General features: G+C 71.4%; 15 protein-coding genes. 9 read left to right on the top strand and 6 right to left on the bottom strand.

All coding sequences use genetic code 11. From position 1 onward, the window contains the following. Window positions 1–2: 2 nt before the first annotated feature. From AC1P0E_RS34025 to AC1P0E_RS34005, 5 genes are read right to left on the bottom strand one after another with little or no spacing between them, the layout of a single operon-like run. Window positions 3–1514, bottom strand: coding sequence for an SCO6880 family protein (locus AC1P0E_RS34025; RefSeq protein ID WP_482746320.1), 1512 nt, complete (start codon window positions 1512–1514; stop codon window positions 3–5). Continuing rightward, on the bottom strand, window positions 1501–2934 hold the full coding sequence (locus tag AC1P0E_RS34020) for a hypothetical protein (RefSeq protein ID WP_482746319.1): 1434 nt from the start codon (window positions 2932–2934) through the stop codon (window positions 1501–1503). Before AC1P0E_RS34020 ends, AC1P0E_RS34025 begins: the two co-directional genes overlap by 14 nt. Next, window positions 2919–3674 (bottom strand): DUF8175 domain-containg protein, encoded by a 756-nt coding sequence (locus tag AC1P0E_RS34015; RefSeq protein WP_482746318.1) that lies wholly within the window; start codon window positions 3672–3674, stop codon window positions 2919–2921. Before AC1P0E_RS34015 ends, AC1P0E_RS34020 begins: the two co-directional genes overlap by 16 nt. 13 nt (window positions 3675–3687) lie before the next feature. Further along, window positions 3688–3984, bottom strand: a complete 297-nt coding sequence (locus AC1P0E_RS34010; protein WP_482746369.1) for a hypothetical protein — start codon at window positions 3982–3984, stop codon at window positions 3688–3690. 8 nt (window positions 3985–3992) lie between these two features. Continuing rightward, complete coding sequence (locus tag AC1P0E_RS34005; RefSeq protein ID WP_482746368.1) at window positions 3993–4427, bottom strand: DUF6668 family protein; 435 nt, start codon at window positions 4425–4427, stop codon at window positions 3993–3995. A 321-nt stretch (window positions 4428–4748) separates the two neighbouring features. On the opposite strand from AC1P0E_RS34005, the gene AC1P0E_RS34000 reads away from it, so the two are divergent. The 6 genes from AC1P0E_RS34000 (at window position 4749) to AC1P0E_RS33975 (ending at window position 11772) form a co-directional block, all read left to right on the top strand. After that, on the top strand, window positions 4749–5756 hold the full coding sequence (locus AC1P0E_RS34000; protein WP_482746367.1) for a C40 family peptidase: 1008 nt from the start codon (window positions 4749–4751) through the stop codon (window positions 5754–5756). Further along, window positions 5753–6421, top strand: coding sequence for a hypothetical protein (locus AC1P0E_RS33995; protein WP_482746366.1), 669 nt, complete (start codon window positions 5753–5755; stop codon window positions 6419–6421). Before AC1P0E_RS34000 ends, AC1P0E_RS33995 begins: the two co-directional genes overlap by 4 nt. 10 nt (window positions 6422–6431) lie before the next feature. Then, window positions 6432–7313, top strand: a complete 882-nt coding sequence (locus AC1P0E_RS33990) for a hypothetical protein (protein ID WP_482746365.1) — start codon at window positions 6432–6434, stop codon at window positions 7311–7313. Window positions 7314–7853: 540 nt separating this feature from the next. Then, window positions 7854–8075 carry a hypothetical protein gene (locus AC1P0E_RS33985; protein WP_482746364.1) on the top strand — a complete coding sequence of 74 codons (222 nt, stop codon included), beginning with the start codon at window positions 7854–7856 and terminating at the stop codon, window positions 8073–8075. A gap of 416 nt (window positions 8076–8491) precedes the next feature. Then, window positions 8492–10657 carry a zinc finger domain-containing protein gene (locus tag AC1P0E_RS33980; protein WP_482746363.1) on the top strand — a complete coding sequence of 722 codons (2166 nt, stop codon included), beginning with the start codon at window positions 8492–8494 and terminating at the stop codon, window positions 10655–10657. Window positions 10658–11526: 869 nt separating this feature from the next. Next, complete coding sequence (locus tag AC1P0E_RS33975; RefSeq protein WP_482746362.1) at window positions 11527–11772, top strand: hypothetical protein; 246 nt, start codon at window positions 11527–11529, stop codon at window positions 11770–11772. Window positions 11773–11836: 64 nt separating this feature from the next. Here AC1P0E_RS33975 and AC1P0E_RS33970 read toward each other — a convergent pair whose 3' ends face one another. After that, window positions 11837–12583: a hypothetical protein gene (locus AC1P0E_RS33970; protein ID WP_482746361.1), complete on the bottom strand. Its 747-nt coding sequence runs from the start codon at window positions 12581–12583 to the stop codon at window positions 11837–11839. 254 nt (window positions 12584–12837) lie between these two features. Between AC1P0E_RS33970 and AC1P0E_RS33965 the strand changes: the two genes are divergently transcribed. From AC1P0E_RS33965 to mobF, 3 genes are all read left to right on the top strand, one after another. Then, window positions 12838–13377 (top strand): hypothetical protein, encoded by a 540-nt coding sequence (locus AC1P0E_RS33965; RefSeq protein WP_482746360.1) that lies wholly within the window; start codon window positions 12838–12840, stop codon window positions 13375–13377. Between the two features lie 158 nt (window positions 13378–13535). Further along, window positions 13536–14018, top strand: a complete 483-nt coding sequence (locus AC1P0E_RS33960; RefSeq protein ID WP_482746359.1) for an HNH endonuclease family protein — start codon at window positions 13536–13538, stop codon at window positions 14016–14018. Window positions 14019–14918: 900 nt separating this feature from the next. After that, window positions 14919–19925: a MobF family relaxase gene (gene mobF / locus AC1P0E_RS33955; protein WP_482746358.1), complete on the top strand. Its 5007-nt coding sequence runs from the start codon at window positions 14919–14921 to the stop codon at window positions 19923–19925. Window positions 19926–19941 lie beyond the last annotated feature (16 nt).

The following is a 19941-nucleotide window of genomic DNA, read 5'->3' as shown; positions in this document are numbered from 1 at the left end:
CCTTACATGTTGTCGCGGATGGAGGCGGGTACCGCCAGGTGCTGGGGGAGCACCAGGCCGATCGGCAGGCCGGCCGCGAACGCCGAGGCTTGCGCGCCCCACACCGGACGCAGGCCGATACGGGCTGGCGGGGCGAGCGTGTCGACCGCCGCCCGCGCGCGCGGCAGGTCCTCCCGGGAGGTGACGGTGGCCGTGACCAGTAGGCCGAAGCGCACCACGCCCGCGCCGGACGCTTCTTCCTGCGCGGACTGTTCCGCCGATTTCAGGGCCACGTCGTCCCGGGCCCTGCCGCCGCGAGGGCCTTGCTTGGCCCGGAAAGAGGCGTCTCTGCGGTCGCGTTCGACGATCCGGGCAGCTGCCGCCGGATCGTGCGGCCGGTAGAGGATCGACACCCGCTTGCGGGCGATGTCCGGATGGGGCACGAGAAGCCCCGTCAGGACCGACGAGAGAACCTCTCCGCGCGGCGCCTCGCTCATGCACCAGGTGGCCGACCATGCGCTGTCATGCCGGTAGCAGTCCCACTCTTCCTCCGCGCCCTGCGGCCCCGCGTCGCGCCACGTCAGGCCGCTGCCGCCCGAGGCCCGCGCCTCTTCGATGATGGGGGCGACCGCAGGGTCATACGCGGTACGTACGGCTTCCGCCAATTCCTCCGCCGACAGCGGCCGGGCGGCGCCGGCTCCGGTCATGCCCAGCTGCGACGTCAGGCCCGGCAGCCGGTTGCCGAGGAGCACGGCCATTTCGTCCACCGTTCGGCGCGGGTGACCGGGCCGGGCCGCACCGGAGTACGTCAGGGCGATACGGGTGGAGATCTGCGCGGAGCTGGCCGGGTACTCCGTCAGCACTTCCTGCAGCATCGTGCGGGCCAGCTCCGGCGCGTCCGGCGCCAGCTGGCTGTGCACCTCGTGCTGCAGTCGCAGCCCGCTGTCAGGAGCGGTTTCCACGGTCACGCTCGCGCCGACCAGGCCCGGCTCGGTAGACAGGACCGACAGCCACTGACCCCAGTACGCCACCCAGACGTCAACCTGGTCCTGGTCGACGAGCGAGGCGCCGTCAGCATCACAGCGCAGCACCACCACATGAGCGTTCGAGCGGGGATAGGTCAGCATCGCGAACGGGCGCCCGTAACTGTCCTGCGCCTCCGTGAGCACCGACGACGCGGCGAGGCCGGGCAGCGTGCACGTGCCGTGTCCAGTCCTCCCCAGCGGCCCCGACCGGTACAACGTGGAGCCCCTTTTGACCGCGCGACGCCAGGCCAACCGGGTGGACATGCGCGTCAGCAGTGAGCGCCCGTACCTGTCCTTGATGGTCAGCGGCGCCAGGACCAGGCCGAGGATCACCGCCAGGACGAGCGCGAGCACGATGGACACAAGCATGGACAGGACCACGACGATCAGGCCGCCGAGCATCAGCAGGGTGGGCGCCAGCCCCAGCTGTCCGATGCCCGCTGTCTGCGGCTTCCGCCAGTTCCCATACGTGCGGTGCGGCGCAGGGCCGCCAACTTCACTTGCTGCCACGGGGACCACTCCAAGGACGCTGCGACGAGGACGAGGGCTGTGACGCGGGCTGGCCGGAGGTATTCGGTGTCCCGCCGGCCCCGGACGGGCGCCCCGCAGTCGAGGAGCCGCCACTGCCCGGCGATGAGGTCGACGGGCGTGGCACCTGCGGCGCCGATCCCGTCGCCGTTGCACCGGAGCCCGCACCCGGGGACGGAGCCTGAGTGGTTCCGCCTCCCCCGCCCGAAGACCCGCCAGTCGGTCCGCCGGACGAACCCCCAGTGGGAGAGGGGGAGCCTCCGGACGGTCCCTTGGGGGCACCGCCGGCGGGACCGGTCGGACCGCCACCGCCTGCAGTCGTGCCACCGGAAGGAGAACCGCCGCCACCCCGCCCAGCGGCGGCACCAACGGCCGCGCCGCGCGCGGCCACTGAGGCGCCGCCCGTCTTAAGGGCGATGGCCCCGGTAGCGACCCGAGACGCCATGCTGGCCCCACCGCCGCCCGACCCGCCGAGACTGCCGCCCTGTTCGACCACTGGGGCGACGAAGCGCATCAGGGCGGGCAGCGTCACCGCGGCGAGGATGAGCAGCGCCACCCCGTACAGCTGGCCCATCATGCTTTTGTCGTCGTTGGTTTCGAACTGGGAGAAGGCGGCCGCGTAGATGATGGCGGCCGCGGGCTTGTAGACGATGAACGCCAGCAGCCAGCCGAGCGACTTCGTCCACCAGGCCCGCCCCTGTTCGGTGGTGGACGCAGCAGCTGCCAGCGGCAGGGTGCCGACGAGGACGAACAGCATCGACTGCCGGAAAATGACGCTGATCAGCTGGACGAATCCGCTGATCAGGAGCAGTACCGCCAAGAACAGTGAGACCGCCAGCTGATCCACGTCTTTCAGGGCGGTCATGTCCAGCAACTTGTCGCTGAACGCTTCAATACACGCGTCGCTCGCCTCGCTGCCCTGGCAGCCCAGGGACCGGTTGACGATCCAGACGCTGAATTCGTCACCGGCTTTGGTGAGCAGGTTGACGACCGCGACCGCCGCCGATGTGGCAATCACGAGCCGGAAAATCCCTGCTGCCGCCTCACGGGCAGGTTCGCTCCGCCGAGACCAGGCCATGCGCCCCGCCGCGATCAACAGGCACAGCACGGCCAGCCATTGGGTGAGGGCGATGGTCGAGGAGAACAGGAACGACACCGTTCCGCTGTTCGCGTCCAGCGTCGGGCTGTCCGCCTTGAGCCACCCCAGAGCCAGCTCTTTGATCATCCACACCGCGCCCTCCTGGAAGGAGTGGACGATCTCCTCCCAGGCGCTGGCCGCCGCCTCCGCGACCTCATCTTTGGCCGCGTCCTTGGCCTTGCACGCGATGGGAGTGCCGAACCCGGGGATGTCGTCCAGGTTCTTGTCCCAGAAATCGCACCAGCCCATCAGACGCCGCCCCACGCGATGTAGCCGCTCAGGTCGTCGACGGTCTTCTGCGGCGGACTGGTCGACGGAATCTCGTACTGCCAGTCACCCCGCGACTCGTCCCAGCGCAAGGTCACGGTGGACGCCTGCAGCACACCTGACGTGAACCGGCTGACGACCTGGATCACGGCCGTCTGCGGGGTGTAGGTCACGTACTGGTAGCCGGCGAACTGGCCCAGCTCGCCCGGCACCGGGGCGACGGTAGCCGCGTCCTTCTCGAACTCCCGCCGCTTGTCGAGCAGCAGCTGCTTGCCGTCTCCGTAGGTCTGCCGCTTCACCACGCGCTCCCAGTCGTCCGCGAAGGCGTAGCGGGTGCCGATCTGCGCGGCAGCCACCAGCGCACCGGTAGGACTGTGCGCGTAGCACTCCGCCACATCGCCGTTGACCCGCAGAGGCCCCGCCTCCTTGGAGACCGGGACCGCCACGGTTCGGAACAGCTGCCAGTCGGCGGCGGGCGCCGTACGGGGCAGCTCCCGTGACTCCTTGGACGCCGGGCACTTGTCCTTGCCCCCGCCGGACGAGGCGGAGGAGGACGCGCTGGACGAAGGTGCAGCGCCGGGTACCGCATTGTCCGTCTGACCGTCGTCTCCGCCCGTCGTCACCAGGACGATCGCAGCCAGCACGATCAAGACCACGAGGAAGAGCGCCGAGGCTTGCCACCAGACGGAGGACCACGGGCTGGAGCGGTCGCTGTCCGCTGCCGGGGGTGTCGTCATCGCGCGCCCCCGCTCAGGTCGTCAGCGTCGTGACGAGCGTGGACGCGGACGCAGCGAGTACACACGCGAACATGACCTTGCCGAGCGACCCCATGTGTTCGGCACCGTCACCGTGCCGGTAGGCCAATGCCATCTTGGCCGCCACGATGAGGATTCCGGCGACGCAGATCGCAGTGACGACGATGAACACCCAGTGCAGGACCAGCAGGAGCTTGTTCCACCCGGGCGGGTTGCCGCCGCCCTTGGATGGGTCTGGCGCGGCGAGCAGGAAACTCTGGCCGGTCTCGGCAAGAGCAAGAATCGTGGACATCGGAACCTCTATTCGGTCAGTGCGAGCAGATCGCGAGCCAGGCCGGCCAGCTCACGGGAAACAGCGGCAGCGGGCGGTTCTCCGAGCCGCCACGCCTCCATCCAGGGCACCGTCCACGTGCGGGGCACCCCGCCCGAGACGAGCCGACATAGATCACGCAGTGGTGCGGGCAGACGGCCGGGAGAGTCCGCGACCACCACCAGGCCCTCGACCTGGACACCCGGCAGAGCGCCGGACGCCCACTGACGGGCCGCCAATTGAGCCGCCTGCAGACCGCTGGCGTTCGACCGGGCGACCAGGACCACCCGCTGGAGCGGCAGGCCAGCGACCGGCAGCGGCCAGTAGCGGAAGGCGTCCGCACCGCCTGGTACCGCAGCGTTCAGCGACGTGACGCCGGCACCGCCGTGACAGCCCAGCCACCACCACCGCGCTGGGCTCTGCACCGACCGCAGGGGCAACCCCTGCGGAGGCGCGTCCACGCCACCCGGTTGTGGACGAACCGTCTGCGTCTGCAAAGCCGACGAGGGTTCGGGAGCGGCGGACGGGAGCGGCTGCGAGGCGCCCGGTTGCGTAATCGGGCGTGTCACCCAGGGATTGGCTGACGGATCAGACGTCACAGAGGCCCCCCTCATTTCACGCAGAGTCACACAGTGTGCCACGGTCATAAACGGCCCGCTGCCGAGTATCTGCGCCTCAACTTCCGTCTAGCAAAGATAGGGTGGCGGACTGACATCACGTCACTGTCACCGGGGGGTGCGGGAAGAATGCGCAGTGGCCCTATCGCGATTTTCGCTGTCGCCTGCACCGCCGTCGTGTTGGTGGCGACCGCCATCACCGGGGGCAGCATCGACGAGGAAGACGACAAAGCCCCCGGCGGTGATCTCGCGCTCAATGTCAAAGAGATCCCCGAGGAGTACCGGGACTGGATCGTCCAGGCAGGGAACAGCTGCAAGGACGTGACGCCAGCCCTGATCGCGGCACAGATCGAGGCCGAATCCGGCTGGAACCCGAACGCGAAAAGTCCAGTCGGCGCCATCGGACTTTCGCAGTTCATGCCCGGCACCTGGGCGACGTGGGGAGTCGACGCCGACGACAACGGGCGCGCCGATCCACTTTCCCCGGCGGACGCGATCATGTCCCAGGCCCGTTACGACTGCTGGCTCGCAAAGAAGGTCCGCAGCTACAAAATCCCGAACGGCGACGTGCGGCGCCTCATGCTCGCGGCGTACAACGCGGGCCCCGGAGCCGTCGAGACGTACCGGGGCATCCCCCCGTACGCCGAGACCCAGCAATACGTGGCCCGCATCCTCCAACTGATCGCCAAATACTCGACACCCACGGACGCGCCGGCGGGACCGTTCGGCACTCGCGTCGTAGCCCACGCCCAGCGCTGGACCGGCACCCCGTACGCATGGGGCGGAGGAGGCGTCAACGGGCCCTCGTTCGGCTTCGCCCAGGGCGCGACGACCAGCGGATTCGACTGCAGCAGCCTCGTCCAGTACGCGGTGTACCACGCATCCGGCGGCAAGTTCACCCCAGCGCGGACATCTCAGCAGCAGGTCAAACAGGGCAAGGCGGTAGCCCGCGAGGATTTGAGGCCGGGCGACATCATCGGCTTCCAGCTCAACGGGGCCGGTTTCGACCACGTGGCGATCTACATCGGGGACGGGCAGATCTTGCACGCCCCCCGCACCGGGCAGACCGTCTCCACCGCCCGCCTCACCGACGGGTATTACGCCAGCAAACCGCAGATCATCAGGAGGTTCGGATGACGACCCGTACGCGATTCCTGCCGCTGGCCCTCACCGTGGCCGCCGCCGCTTTCGCCACCAGCTGCACATCGGCCGACGACGGCCCAGTCCAGAACGCCAACAAAGCCCCCACCCCCGCGGTGTCGACGCCCCCGCCCGCAACCGGCGCCGGGCCCTACCCCGACCCCACCAACGCGACCCCGGCGCCCGAGCGCACCCGCCCGGCCAAGGCTAAACAGCCGAAGGGCGGCATCCCTTCCCCCGGCGACGTGGACCAGAAGGACGCCGGCGCAGTCAGCCGCGGCGGCCTGCGAGCAATGTTCACGTTCGATACCACCGTCGACACCGGCCGCACCGAGGCATCCGTACGGGCCGCCGACGCCGGATGGTGCACCCCCGCCTTCGCGGCCAAGCTCCGGTCCGCCACGATGCGATCCGGACCCGGCGCCGCCTGGAACACCTGGACGTCCCACCGCGCCTACACCACGGTCAAGCTCACGCCCGCCGACGAGGCCGGCCGCCCCGCCGACACCGCCACCACCGCCTACCGCCAGTGGGCCGTCACCATCACCCCCCACGGCCGCGACCGCTGGACCGGTGAGCCCGAGATACTGACCGCGTTCGTCGAGCTGACCCGCTCCCAGGCCGGCGCCCCGTGGCGCGTGAACTCCCTCTCCCTGCAGTAAGAGGCGCAGCATGGACATCACCCGCGTACCCGCATGGCCCCGCTACCAGCTCACCGCCGACCAGGACGGCGTGGTCTCCGTAACCGGACCCGCAGCGCCCACGGATACGTACGCCGACCGGACCGCCGCCATAAAGGCCGTCGCGGAACTCGCCTCGCGGCTCCGTCCCCCGCGGTCCGTCCGAGCTGACGCGCACGACGAAACCGGCACCACGTGGCCACTGGTCATCCACCCCGATGGCACCGCCGCCGAGGCCGGGCCCGCAGCGCACTCCCGCAAGGCCAAGCGCCGCAGCACCCGCCGCGTCTCGGCACCCGAGCCAACCCAGGCCCCGCCGGTTGCATCGCTGCCAGCTCCCGCGCAACAGCCCGCCGCCACGCCCCCGCGCGTCATGAGCGGAGTTCAGCGCCTGTTCGCCCAGCGCCAGCTGCAACCCACCACCAGGCCCACACACACGCCCGGAGCCGCACCCCGAGACAGCGCCGTCCCCACTGTCCTGACGATCCGGAAGTACGCCGACGCCGGCGACCTCTCGCGCGCGACGGCTCTCGCCATGCAACTGGACGACGCCATGTCAGCCATGCACGGCCCCAGCCACCCCCAGGTCCTCGAAGTCCGCACCCTCCGGGCGGACGTCACGGCCGCGCAGGGAAACCTCCCCACAGCCATCAGCCTCTATCGAGACGTCGCCGAGCGCTGGCTGTACGCAGGAAACCCGGAAGCCGCCACCCAGCTCGCGGACCGCGCGCACACGCTGTGGCAGCAGATCACCGACACCAAAACCGCCGCCGCCATCGGGTCCTCGATCATCCGTATGCGCTCCCAAATCCCGGGAGAGAACGGCGCGTACGAACACGCACGACAACGCCAGGCAACCCTGCAGGCCAGCTAACTCTCAACGGGCTCCCGCTGAACGCGGCGGACGGGGGTGTCACAAAATCCGGCGGACGACGTTCCCTTCACTGTGACGATGCGACAGACCCCGCCGCCGACCGAGTCAGATCAGGTGTCCCCCACGGGAGATACCTGCAGCCCTTCCCGCCCCGAGGGACACCACCTGACGTGCGAAGACGAGTGTCCCCGAACCTGTAACGATTGGCGGGCCCGGTCCGTCTGCAGACGGTGAGGACGGCATCGCGCAACGCAGGAAGGCCAATCGGGTGACCGGATCGGGTGAAGTTGCGGCCGCGCCGCAGGGCGCCCCGCACGGGGAAGGTTTCCGTGTGCCTCACGCCGCGATGGGTCCGCTTTGCCTGAATGCACGTCACTTCCCGTGTGGCGGGAGGACGGAACTTAAACGCCCGCCACACGGGAAATCCGGCGACACACCCGTCACCAAGGTTGCGTACATGAACCTAGGTGAGGAAAGATCGCCAGCATGGCCAGGCCCTACGGAAGTCGCGATGCAGAAGAGCGGGGATACGTGCCGCCGGTGCGTGACAAGAAGCGTCACGGTCTCGTGCGCCTCTCCCCCATGGTCCCGGCTGAGGTCCACGCAGCCGCGTATGCCAACGCCAGGGCTGCGGGGGTCTCGATGGGCAAGTACCTCGCGGAACTCATCAGGCGCGACCAGCTCGACGAGAGCGGCCGTCCGGTGTGGGCCCGCGAAGCCTTCGGCGAGCTGGACCAGGGGGAACTTCCCATGACCGGCTGATCATCTGAAAAAGCGTCGAAGGGCGCTAAAAAGCCCCGGTCATCCAACCGGGGCGGCGCCCTTCCGACGTACCGGGTCCAGCGTTCTTTCCACAGCCGCTGAAACCCATCGCATCACCTGCAAGAAACAGCCCCACCGTCCAGAGGCGTCTCCCAACGCCATCCATCCAGAGGTCCCGGGTTTTCCAGGCCCGGGTCCCCGCCCTCAAAGAGGGAGGTGAGTCGAGCCCCACAGACGCTTTCCACGGCGTCTGTCGGGCGGTGGTGTCCTAACCGCCGACATGAGTTCGGAGCCCAGTTACGCGCCTGGTTGGTCGCGTTGGAGCCCTCCGCCGCGAGGCGGAAGGGGGGCTTCGGCGTGCATATGGAGTTAGGAGCGCCACCATCGTAGCGGACAGCTACGGTGCCGGACAGCTCATGCCCGCCTCCGGAGTGTCCGGGGAACCGGGCGTGCACAGCCCGTCATCTGCCCCGATTCACAATCCTCATACCGGCGTCATTCCCGCCCCCCGCGCCGCGCGCGCGGACCTGCAGGAGCTGTTCCTGCGGCTGTCCCCGCGGCTGTCGGTGCGCGTCGACACCAAGAACTCTTCGGGCCAGTGGCAGCACAAGTACATCGAGCGCTCCCTTCCTGACCAGGCCCCGCGCGGCCCGTACGCCGTCTACCTGTCGAGCTTCTTCCGCGCCTTCCGCTGGATCTGCTTCGACCTCGACACCAAGCGTGGACAGGTCGGCCCCGACCTCGCAACTCTGCTGCGCTGGTTGGAGGAGGCCGGGCTGACCTACGTGGTCGCCGCCTCCGGGTCTGCCGGCGGACGGCACGTATGGGTGGCCGCCGAGACGCTGCTGGACGCGCGGCTGGTCGAGGCTATCGCCGTGGCCGCCGCGAAGCGCCTGCCCACGCTCGACTACGGCCTGCTCAAGTCCCGTACGGGCGCGGTCCGCCCCATCGGTGCCCCGCACCGCAACGGAGGCCGCAGCGAGTTGCTGAGCCCGTGGAGCGCTGACCGGGCCGCTGCGTTGCTCACCCCGGCCAGTTGCGGCAACCCATCGGACGCCTTCCTGCGGCTGCTTCTCATCATCGACGCAGTCCCGGCCGCCGAGGACGTCCGCCCCAAGCTGGTCGGGCGGGACGCGTTCGGCGAGATCATCGACGACGACGGCCCCCGGCTGGCGGGCACCCCGAAGACCGTTCTCGACCGCGAGACGATGGCGCTGCTGACCCGCCGCCCGCCCGCCGACCGCGTCAGCGAGGTATGCGCCTCCCTGCTCACCAAGCTGGCTCTGCGCCGCTGGTCGCAGCCGATGGTGGCGCGTCTGCTGGAGGACCGCCAGTACCGCGAGGGCGGGCTGCTGCACCTGTGCACCGCGCCCGGCGTAGGCCCGCTGCGCGTCATGCTCGACGGGGCCGAGGCGGAGGAGAAGTTCGAGCGGCAGTGGGAGCGGTGCGTGGCGTACGCGGCCAAGCTCCCGATCCCGCAGGAGTCGCTGGAGTGGACGGAGAACCTCGCCGACGTCGTCGCCCTGGTCGAGCAACTGCAGCAGGCCGCCGACGCCTGCCCGGAGCGCTGGACGATCGAGTCCGGCCCCGCCGACCGTGCCGCGCTGGACGTGTTCTGCTTGCTCGCCCTGCGCTCCGGCAGCACCGTGCTGAGCCTGGATGCCCGGCGGGCTGGCCTCGCCGCTGGCTACGGCCGCTCGACCATGAGCCGGGCGTTCCGGCGCCTGGGGCTCGACGGCTGGCTGGGCCAGGCCGAGGACAACGGCCCCGCCGGCACGTACGAGCTGCTCCCCGTCACCGCTTCGCACCCTGCTTTCGCCCTCGTTGCACGGGGTGGGACACAAGGAAACCTGCCCCCCGGGGGGGTAACCCGGCCCGCCCTGACCTCCCCGCTGGAAAAGCGTCTCGCCGCAGGTCAGGCCGACCTGTTCTCCTACGGCCGCGCCACCGAGCACCATGCCGGCGGGCTGGGCCACCACGCCGGGCGCGTCTACCAGCAGCTCATCCTGCACGCCGACCGCGGCCTCAGCCTCACCGAGCTGTGCGAGCGCACGGGATACAGCGCCCGCACGGTCTCCAAGCACCTGGGACGGATGCAGAACCTGCTGGTCGCCACCCGCGCGGTGATGACCGTCCATCATGAGTGCCCCACCTGCCAGGCCGTGCCTGGGGAACGCTGCCGTACTGCAGCAGGAGCCGTTCTCCGCCGTCGTGGAGCCGACCAGCACGCTGCCCGCCAGGCCCTCACCGCCGGGCGCTCCAGCACCCCGCACTACAGGGCCCGGCCCGGCTCCCTGGTCGCCGCGGCGAAGGCGCTGGGCTGCTTCGGTGTCACGGCTAGCCGTGCACGCCGGTACGCCGTCGAGGCCGAGTTGTACCGGTGGTGGCGTCAGGAGGAGGAGTGGATGCGCGCCCCCAAGGCAGGCATCCGCACCGGCGTCCAGACGCACCAGGAGCAGACTGCCCTGGTGCTCACCACGCTGGCCCGCCAGCCCCGCCGCCGCTACCCGCGCACTGCCGACGGCCGCGGCGACCACGCCGCCGCCAGGGCCCGCGTCGAGCGCCGTATCGCTACCGCCTGACGTCACGGCAAGGCCGTGACACCTCTCCGGCTGCTGCCGCGCCTTTCCGATCCTCGGATGGTCCCAAACCGCAGGGCTTGTTATTGGCGACGAGGGAGCACCCCACTCCGGCCCGGGGCATGGCGCGGGCCCGAGAGAGGGGCGCTCCGTGGCCCGCAGCGTGCGCGGCTGTGGGTGCTCCGGGCTGGGAAAAGACGGCCAGCGGCGGAAGGAGGGGGGTCGGTGGCGGACGGGCCGCTGTCTGCCCGGCCGGAGCGGGGCAGACAGCCGTACTCCCGCCGCCGCGGATGACGGGCGCGTGAGGAGACCGCGCCGCTGGCCGGGGTCGAGGGGGAGCAGCTGCTGCCGCGCCGTGGTGGCCGGCCAGCGCGGTCGCTCCGCGTCGGCCCGGGTCTCGCCGTGGCCGAGGAGCGTGTCGTCGGTGGTCGGCCCGGCCCGGCGAGGACCCACCGCCCAAGGCCCATGCCCACCGGGGCGTAGGTCGAGGAGATGGAGCAGACCGTCGCCCGGGTCCAGGCCGGCGCCGAGAAGGCGAAGGAGGAGGCATTTGTAGGCGGTCATCGCGTTGTGCTCGGGGTCCGGGCAGTATTTCGGCGCCCGGCCCGGCTTCGTGGGGTCCTTGGGGACCGGCTGGGCACCTGGACGCGAGCAGCGGGACAGTCGCGTTCCTGTTTTCCTCGACCATCGCTCTCACCCAATGGCTGGCCGTGCTGCGCACGCCCTGCTCATGGCCGGCTGGAGTTCCGCGGCCATCTGCAGACCACTCTGGGTCGACGCCGCCGACAAGGTCGTCACCGAGTTGGGTGACGCCCTGAACCGGGCGGCTGCTGCGCTACGGCCGTTACGACCAGATCCGGGCGCTGCAGACCGTGGTGTGGGAGGCGAAGCAGGCCGCGAAGGCGCTGGGGGTGCCGGTCCGCCCGATCCCTGCGGTGCACGGGGCGAAGGTCCCCGCGCCGCGCGGGCGCACCGAACTGCACGGCGTCACTGTGATCGAGGCCAAGAGGCTGCGCGGGCTGCTCTCCGGACTCCCCGCCCAGCCCGGGTGGGATGCCGCCCGGGTCACCGCCGTGGAGCAGCTGGCCGAGCAGCGCCTGCCCCGGCACAGCGGCTGACCGCAGGACGTCGACAGCAAGGGCCCGGGAGGGGACTCCCGGGCCCTTCGGCATGTCCGTCCGGCTACGAGGCGTCCGGCTGGGCGTGGTCCAGGTCGAGGTCGAGGAGCACCGCCAGGTCCTCGCCGGCCGCCCACCGCTGGAGCAGGGCCCGGTCGACCAGCCGCACGCCGTGCCGGGCCGCCCAAACCACCCGCTCACGGGCGAAGGTCCCGGAGCTGACCACGAGGAACAGTCGGCGGGCGCCCGGCGAGGTAGCAGTCGGCAGTTGCGGGGCACCGCCCACCGGGCGCAGGGCAGCCCGTCCCCCGCTCCCCTGCCCCGCGGGGTCGGCGCCCCGCTCGAAGGCCACGCCGAGCTGGCGTCCGTCGGGTCCGTTGCCGACCAGGTGCACCACCTCCCGGCTGATGCGCACCCCGCGGACCTGCGTCCAACCGTCGCGCAGCAGCAGCCGCCCGACGATCGCCCGGAACCTCCGGTCGTCCGAGGCGTCGATCTCAGGGAGGGAGTAGCACCTGGCCCGCCGCCGGCGCCGCGCGAGCACGGCCCGCCGCTGGCGCACCGCGGCCCGGACCCCGTACGCGAGGGCCGCCGCCGCGAGCAGCGCCGCCCACCAGCCGAACCGGGACCACAGCCAGCCGAGGCCCGCCAGGGGTAACCCGATCATGGCGAGGACCGCCGCGAGCGCGGGCACGATCTCCCACCATTCCGGCCCCTGCTTCCTGTTCAGCCACCGCTGCAGTTCCTCGCGCTTGCGCCAGGCCCGCCGCGTGCCGACAGGAGACCGGCTCAGCGGCCACACCGCGTTCACCCTCACCACCTCGCCCCCGTGCTTTGACGTCCCTTGTCATATCTGCCCGCCCCACCCCGCGTACAGCTACCGCCGCAGGTGGAAACGGGAGACAGGCTCCCGCTCCCCCTCGGGCTGATAACAAGCCCTTCGGTCACCCAAATTTGGGTGGGACACCCCCGGCTTCCGGCCCGGCCCGTGGACCTACCCGATGTTCGAGGTCACCGCCCTGACCCCCGCCGCAGCGCCGGAGCCCACCCTTTCGGCGAGGTGTGATGCAGCTCACGCCGCAGTGTCCGGACTGCTCGACCGCTACGGAGCGGATCGAGGTCGAGGGCGGGGAGGCCTGGCGCTGCACGGCCCCCGACTGCACCCGGCGCACTTACGGCACCGGCAACCCGGACGACGACGCCCTGCCGTCCTACGCCGAGACCGACGAGACTGGCGCGGTGTTCATCTACCACGGCACCGGCGAGGTAGACGTCGAGGCGACCGCCGAGCTGGCCGCCCAGGACTGCCCCGACGAGGACGACGACCTGGTCGACGGGGAGCAGCCCGCGCCGGCCGCCGGTGCCCCGGTCCCCGAGAGCGCCCGGGGCAGGGTGCGCGTCCCCGGGGCATCCGGGCGGGGAAACGGCCACCCGCAGTGGGGACGGCTCCCCGCTGTCGAGTCCGCTCCGGACCCCGAGGACTCCCCCACGGCGGACACGGACAGCGACGGCGGGGTGGGGCGCGAGCCCCGGCGTCCCCAGTCCGGGGTGGGGCACGGCTCCCTGCCTCCGGACACCGATCCGTCCCCACTGAGGCACGGATGAGGCCCCCGGCCGGGGAAGCCGGCCCCGGTTCCGGCACCGCCGTTCCCCGCCCGGCGGGTGGGGAAGACGCCTCCGTTCCCGGCCGCCTCGCCCCCGGTAGTGGGGAACCGGAGGCAGAGGCGGACCCCACCGTAGCCGGGGAAAAAGTGCCCTGGGCGGTGCTGCTCGCTGATGGGGAAACCGTCGCCCGGTACCGCGCTCACGTCCTGCAGCGCGGCCCGGACGAGTGCTGGTGGTGGACCGGCGGGCTGACCGACACGGCTCACGGCACGTTCCGCGCGGTGTCCCTTCCGGGCCGGACCAGGCGCGGCACTGTGCCCGCCCACCTGTTCGGCTACCGCCTCGCCAACGGGCCCGATTCCCTGCCCGCCGGGCTGGTCGTCAGGCACACCTGCGACGAACCGCCGTGCCAGAACCCGGCGCACTGGCTGGCCGGGACGAGGGGCGACAACAACCGTGACGCCGCGAGTCGTCGCAGGTTGGCGGGCCACGCGCTGGCCGATGTGCGCGGCGCGGTGGGTCGGGCGCGGTCGGTCCAGGCCGCCATCGCCGCCGCCCGGCCGGAGGACCTGGACGCGGCCATCGCCGCCGCGTTGGCCGCCGGCAACCCCTCCGGCGCGCACCAGGACGCGCTCTTCTAGGCCGGTCCGCGTTCACGGGCGAGGAAAGTGCCCCGCGTTCGTCCCTGGGGCACATCGCGTGCGGCGCGTGGGAAGGCTTCGGCGCCCGGGGCGTCCCCACCGGAGCGACCCCGCCGCGGCTCCGGTGGGCGGGGAACGGTCCCCGCTCCGGACGCCTCGTGACCGCCGGGCCGGGGCACGTCCCCACGGGGTCCGCCGGTGCAGCGCCGTCCCCGGCGGTCCGTCCCAGCCTCCGTGCCCCACGTCGTTTCCCCGGCGCGTGGGGCACGGCCGTCCCGCCCTGCCCCAGCGGAGCCCCGGTCGGCCGCGCTCCGAGCGCGCGGCGGGGGCGGGTGGGGTGGGGCACGGCCCCACCGGTTCGGTTACGTAGCGTTGAGCGGCCCTGGGGAGCCGCCGGTCCGGGGTGGGGCGCAGCCCGGCCGCCGATTCCCCCGGCACTCGGTAACAGTCGACCCCCGCCGGGAAGCCCGGCGGGGGTCGAAGTTGTCGCCGCCGACCGTAGCGCGTGGGCGCGGCGGGTGGCCAGTGCCGCCTCACCGTTTGGCGCGGCGACCGCTCGGTCCGGCGCTCCCGCAGCGCGAGCGCCGGAGCCAGTGCGGGCCGTGCCCGCCGACCGGAACATTTCGCTACCAACCGTGCGCGCCGCCATGACGGCCGCGGCCCGCCGATGCAGGCCGAAGACCACCCCCGCAGGCTGCAGGACGGCCCACCCTCCCGCCGCCGTAGCGACCCATTTTGACCATCTGCAGACCCCGGACACAGGACCCCATATCTTCCCTTGATCATCCGTATCACACCCAACACACCGTAACTTTTCTGCTCACTACAACAAGCCTCACACCTATGCATCACGACCCGATGGCTGTTGTTGATCTTGAAAAGCGCCTACTCTGTGTCTCGATGTTGTCGATCAGTGCAGGCTCAGATCCCGGCTACCTGACCAAGACGGTCGGTGCCGGTGCCGAGCATTACTACCTGCGCTCGATCGAGCTGCAGGGGGAGCCGGCCGGCTACTGGACCGGCGACGGCATCGCGGACCTTGGATTGACCGGCGAGATCGCCAACGACGTCTTCGAGGACCTGTACAGCGACTTCATCGACCCCCGGAAGCGGGACGAGATGTACGCCCGGCTGGCCTCGATCCCGCACCCCGAGGGCAGCGAGGAGTACGCCCAGGCGGAGAAGAAGATCCGCAAGGAGTGCCGTCTCGGCGACGCCCCGCGCAACTACGAGAAGGCGTACGAGAAGCGCCTGGGGAAGAACCTCGCCGCCGCCGAGGCCCGTACCCCGGGCGGGGTGCTGAGCCCCGAGCAGGTCAAGGCCATCGAGATCAGCACCCGCAAGGAAGCCCCCAGCGCGAAGCTGTACTACGACCTGACGTTCTCGGCTCCGAAGTCGTGGTCGGTGGCGCACGCTGCGCTGCAGGTCAAGGCCGCCGAGGCGCGCGAGGCCGGTGACCTGGAGACGGCCGAGAAGTTCAGCCGCCAGGCCGACCAGCTGTGGGACTGCTGGAAGTCGGGCGTGCAGGCCGGCCTGGAGCACATGCAGGACGAGGCCGGGTACACCCGCAAGGGCCACCACGGGGCGAGCAAGGACGGCCGCACCAGCGGGGAGTACGTCAAGGCCGACAAGTTCATCGTGGCCGCGTTCGCCCAGCACACGAGCAGGCAGGACGACCCGCAGCTGCACGTCCACGCCGCCGTCCTGAACAAGGTCCGCTGCGTAGACGTCGACCCGGTCACCGGCCAGGAGCGCGAGGTGTGGCGGGCGCTGGACGGCACGGGCCTGTTCCGGCACAAGCAGGCCGCCGGGCACCTCGCCGAGCGCGTCGCCGAGCAGGAGCTGGAGCGCGTGCTGGGCTGGCGGGTGCAGATGCGCCCGGACGGCAAGGCGCGCGAGATCGTCGGCGTGGACCAGGGCCTGCGGGATTCGTTCAGCAGCCGGCGCTCCGCCATTACTGCCGAGGTCGCCGAGGTTGCCAAGGCGTTCGAGGAGAAGTACGGCGCCGCCCCTTCCGCCTACATGCTGGCCCGGATCAGCGAGGACGTTAGCCTCCGGCAGCGCGCGGCCAAGAAGCACGACGCGGTGACGCGCGAGCAGCTGCTGGCCCGCTGGGAGGAGTCGAGCAAGGCCCGTTTCCGCGAGTCGCTGGCCGACGTGCCCGAGCGGATCGCCGACGAGTCCGCCATCCACGACCTGCACCGCCCGGCCAGGGAGTTTGACCCCGAGGTCATCCAGCGCCGCGCCATCGCCGCGGTGCAGGAGGCGAAGCCCACCTGGACGCGCCCTGACCTGCTGGTTGAGCTGAACCGGCAGCTCCCCGACACGCTGGGCGGGCTGGAGCGCCAGCAGGTCCGCGACCTGCTCAACCAGCTGGCCGACGACGCGCTCTCCCCGACCGCCGACAACGGTGTGGTGCTCACCAAGGCGCCCGCCCTGGTCGAGATCCCCGCAGAGCTGCAGCGCACCGACGGCACCTTCAAGTACGAGCCGAACCCCGACACCTTCGACCGGTACGCCACCGATGAGGCCCTGCGCACCGAGGGCCGACTGGCCGAGTTCGCGGGCAAGCGCGGGGCGCCCACCGTGCCCAGCGAGCTGGTCGAGGAGATCATCCAGCGCCGCGGGCTCAAGGGCCGCCAGGCCGACTTCGTGCGGGCCGCCACCACCTCCGGCCGCAAGGTCGACCTGCTGGTCGGCCCGGCCGGCGCGGGCAAGAGCTACACGCTCGCCGCGCTGACCGAGGTGTGGGAGTCCCACGAGGGCGGCAAGGTCATCGGTCTGGCCAGCGGCCAGCGCGCCGCCGAGGTGCTGCGCGACGAGGGCGTGGAGAACGTCGCCAACATCGAGATGATGCTGATCGCCAACCGGTCGATCGCCGAGGGCCGCCCGATCGCCAACGCCGAGAAGTACCGCATCCCGGCGGGCGCTCTGGTCATCGTCGACGAGGCTGGCATGACCGACAACAGCGACATGGACCAGGTCCGGGCGCTCATCGAGGCCGCCGGCGCCAAGTGCGTCCCGGCAGGTGACCACCACCAGCTCACGGCCGTGGGCGCGGGCGGCATCTTCGCCCAGTGGGTCGAGGACGCCCCCGGCGTGCACGTCCTGGACGAGGTCCGCCGCTTCCGCGACACCGACCCGGTCACCGGCGAGAAGACCGTGCGCCAGTGGGAGGCCGACGCTTCCCTCCAGCTGCGCGAGGGCAACAGCGAGGCGCTGGCCGCCTACGAGCTGCACGGCCGTTGGCGCGGCGGGTCCGCCGAGGAGATGACCGAGCGCGCCTACCAGGCATGGCTGACCGACCACCTCGACGGCAAGAACCCGCTGCTCATCGCCCAGGACAACGCCCAGGTGGCCGAGCTGTCCGCCCGGGTGCGCGCCGACCTGGTGCGCGCGGGCAAGGTCTCCGAGGACGGCGTGGTGCTGCGCACCGGCCGCGAGGAGCACGGCATCGAGACCAAGGCCGGTGTCGGCGACCTGATCCAGCTGCGCCGCAACAACCGGAACATCACGGCCGAGAACGGCAGCTTCGCGGTGAACCGCACGGTGGCCGAGGTCACCGGGATCAGCGACAACGGGGCGCTGATGGTGAAGCTGGAGGACGGTTCCCAGATGCACCTCCCGGCCGGGTACGTGAAGGAGCACGTCGAGCTGGCCTACGCCGGGACCGTGCACGGCGCGCAGGGCCGCACGGTCGGGGTCTGCCACTCCCTGGTCGATCCCAACGCGACCAACCGCGAGGCGCTGTACGTCATGCTCACCCGCGGCGAGGCGGAGAACTTCGGGTACGTCGTCACCCACCGGGACGGCGACGGCCTCAACGAGGAGGAGATCCCGCACCACCTCGCCGTGCTGGACTCCACGCTGCAGCGCAGCGGGCTGGAGCTGACCGCGACGAAGACGATCGAGGCCGGGCTGGAGCGCCGCGAGCACCTCGCCGTGCTGGAGCCGGTGTGGTCGGGCGTGAAGGAGCAGGACGCCGAGAAGCGCTTCGGCACCGCCCTGCTGCAGGCCATCGGCACCGAGGACTACGAGCGCGCCGCGAGCAGCGAGGCGTTCGGCTCCCTGTTGCGGCTGGCCCGCCACGTCGAGGAGCAAGGATTCGACGCCGAGGACCTGCTGGTGCGCACCGCCCGCTCCCGCGAGCTGAAGACCGCCGACGACGTCGCCAAGGTGCTGCACGACCGGCTGAACAAGTCGTACAACGTGGTCGAGCGCGACCAGATCCGCGCCGAGGAGGCCGAGCAGCGTGCCGCCCTCGCCGAGCAGGAGCGCAAGGTCGAGGACGCGGTCGAGGCCGGGCAGGCGCCGGTCGACCCGGAGCAACTGCAGCGGCTGGCCGAGGCCGCGCAGCAGAGCGACCCGCACGCCGAGCTGATGAAGCAGACCCTCGCCACGCAGGCCGGGGTCGAGACGCTGCGAGCTGGCACGGACCCGGAGGTCATCGAGCGCCAGGAGGCGGAACTGGCCGCCGCGCTGCGGGCCGCCGAGGAGATGACGGACGCCGACGTCGAGCAGCTGGTCGACGCTCCCGAGCCCGTCGAGGCCGAGGTGCTTCCGCACTTCGAGGACCTGCTGCGGCAGAACGACGCGTTCACGCAGAACGTCGAGGTGCTACACGCCGGTCGGGACCAGGAGGTCGCCCGGCGCCAGGCCGAGGAGCGCGAGGCCCGCTGGGAGGCGATGGACTCCTACACCGCCCGCACACCCGACCTGGACGGCGACCTGGGTCGCTTCCTGCAGGAGTGGGCCGTCGAGATGGACGAGCGCACCGAGCGGCTGGGCCAGCGCGTCGCCGAGGAGCAGCCTGCATGGGCCATCGACCGGCTGGGCCCGGTGCCCGAGGACCCGACGGAGCGGGCCGACTGGGAGCGCCGCGCTGGCCGGGTCGAGCGGTACCGCGAGGCCCACGGCTACGACCACGACACCAACGCCATCGGGCAGGCCCCGCCGCAGGGTGCGGTCGAGGCCCGCGCTGACTGGGAGCGTGCGCGCCGTGCCCTTGGAGTCGACGAGAAGGAAGCGGACATCGCCCGCGCGTCCGACGAGACGCTGCGGCAGATGATCGAGCGTGCCGAGCGCGAGGAAGAGTGGGCGCCGCCGTACGTCGCCGACGAGATGCAGCGGTCGTTCACCGCGGCGCGCGACTTCCGGGACCAGGCCGTGCAGATGGAGCTGCGCGCCCAGGAGCAGGCGGAGAAGGAGGCCGCCGAGCACGAGGAGCGCGTCACCCAGGCCATGCACGAGGTGCAGACCGCGACCGGCTACAACGAGCACCAGCAGGCCCTCGCCCAGTCGATGGCGCTGCAGCAGGTGCCCACGCTGCAGGCCGAGATCGACCCGAGCGACCTGGTGAAGGAGACCCTCGACCGTGCCCAGACCAGCCGGGACATCGCCGAAACGATGGACGACCGCGCGAGCCGATACCAGGAGGTCCAGCAGGCCCGTGAGGCATGGGTCGAGGAGACCCAGACTGTGCAGGATGAAGCCGACCTCGCCCGGACCGAGCTGGAGCGTCGCGCCCCCGAACCGCCCGAGGCCGGGGAGCCCGAGACCCCGACGGCTCCCGCCGCCCCCGTTGCACCGACGCAGTCCGTCGAGGAGCAGCTGATGGAGGCGATGGAGCAGGCCCGCCTCGCGCAGGAGATCCTGCAGCAGCGTGCCCAGGAGCGGGCACAGGAGGCCGAGCGGCAGAAGGAGGCCGAACGGCAGCAGCCGCAGGCCGAGGAGCTGGAGCGCGAGCGCCGCGACACCGGTCTGGGCGGGTACGGGACGGACTACGAGCGGCTGGGCCAGGAGCTGGCGCATGCCGAGCGCGACGCCACCCCGGAGCCGGTCGCAGTCTCGACACCGGAGCCCCCGGCGCCGTCCGCGCCGGAGATCGACCTCGACGTCGACATGTAGCCGAAGGGCCAGCGGA

The sequence above is a fragment of the Streptomyces sp. TRD_SC_5 genome (assembly GCF_056836825.1).
This window is presented reverse-complemented; position numbering and strand designations above follow the sequence as displayed.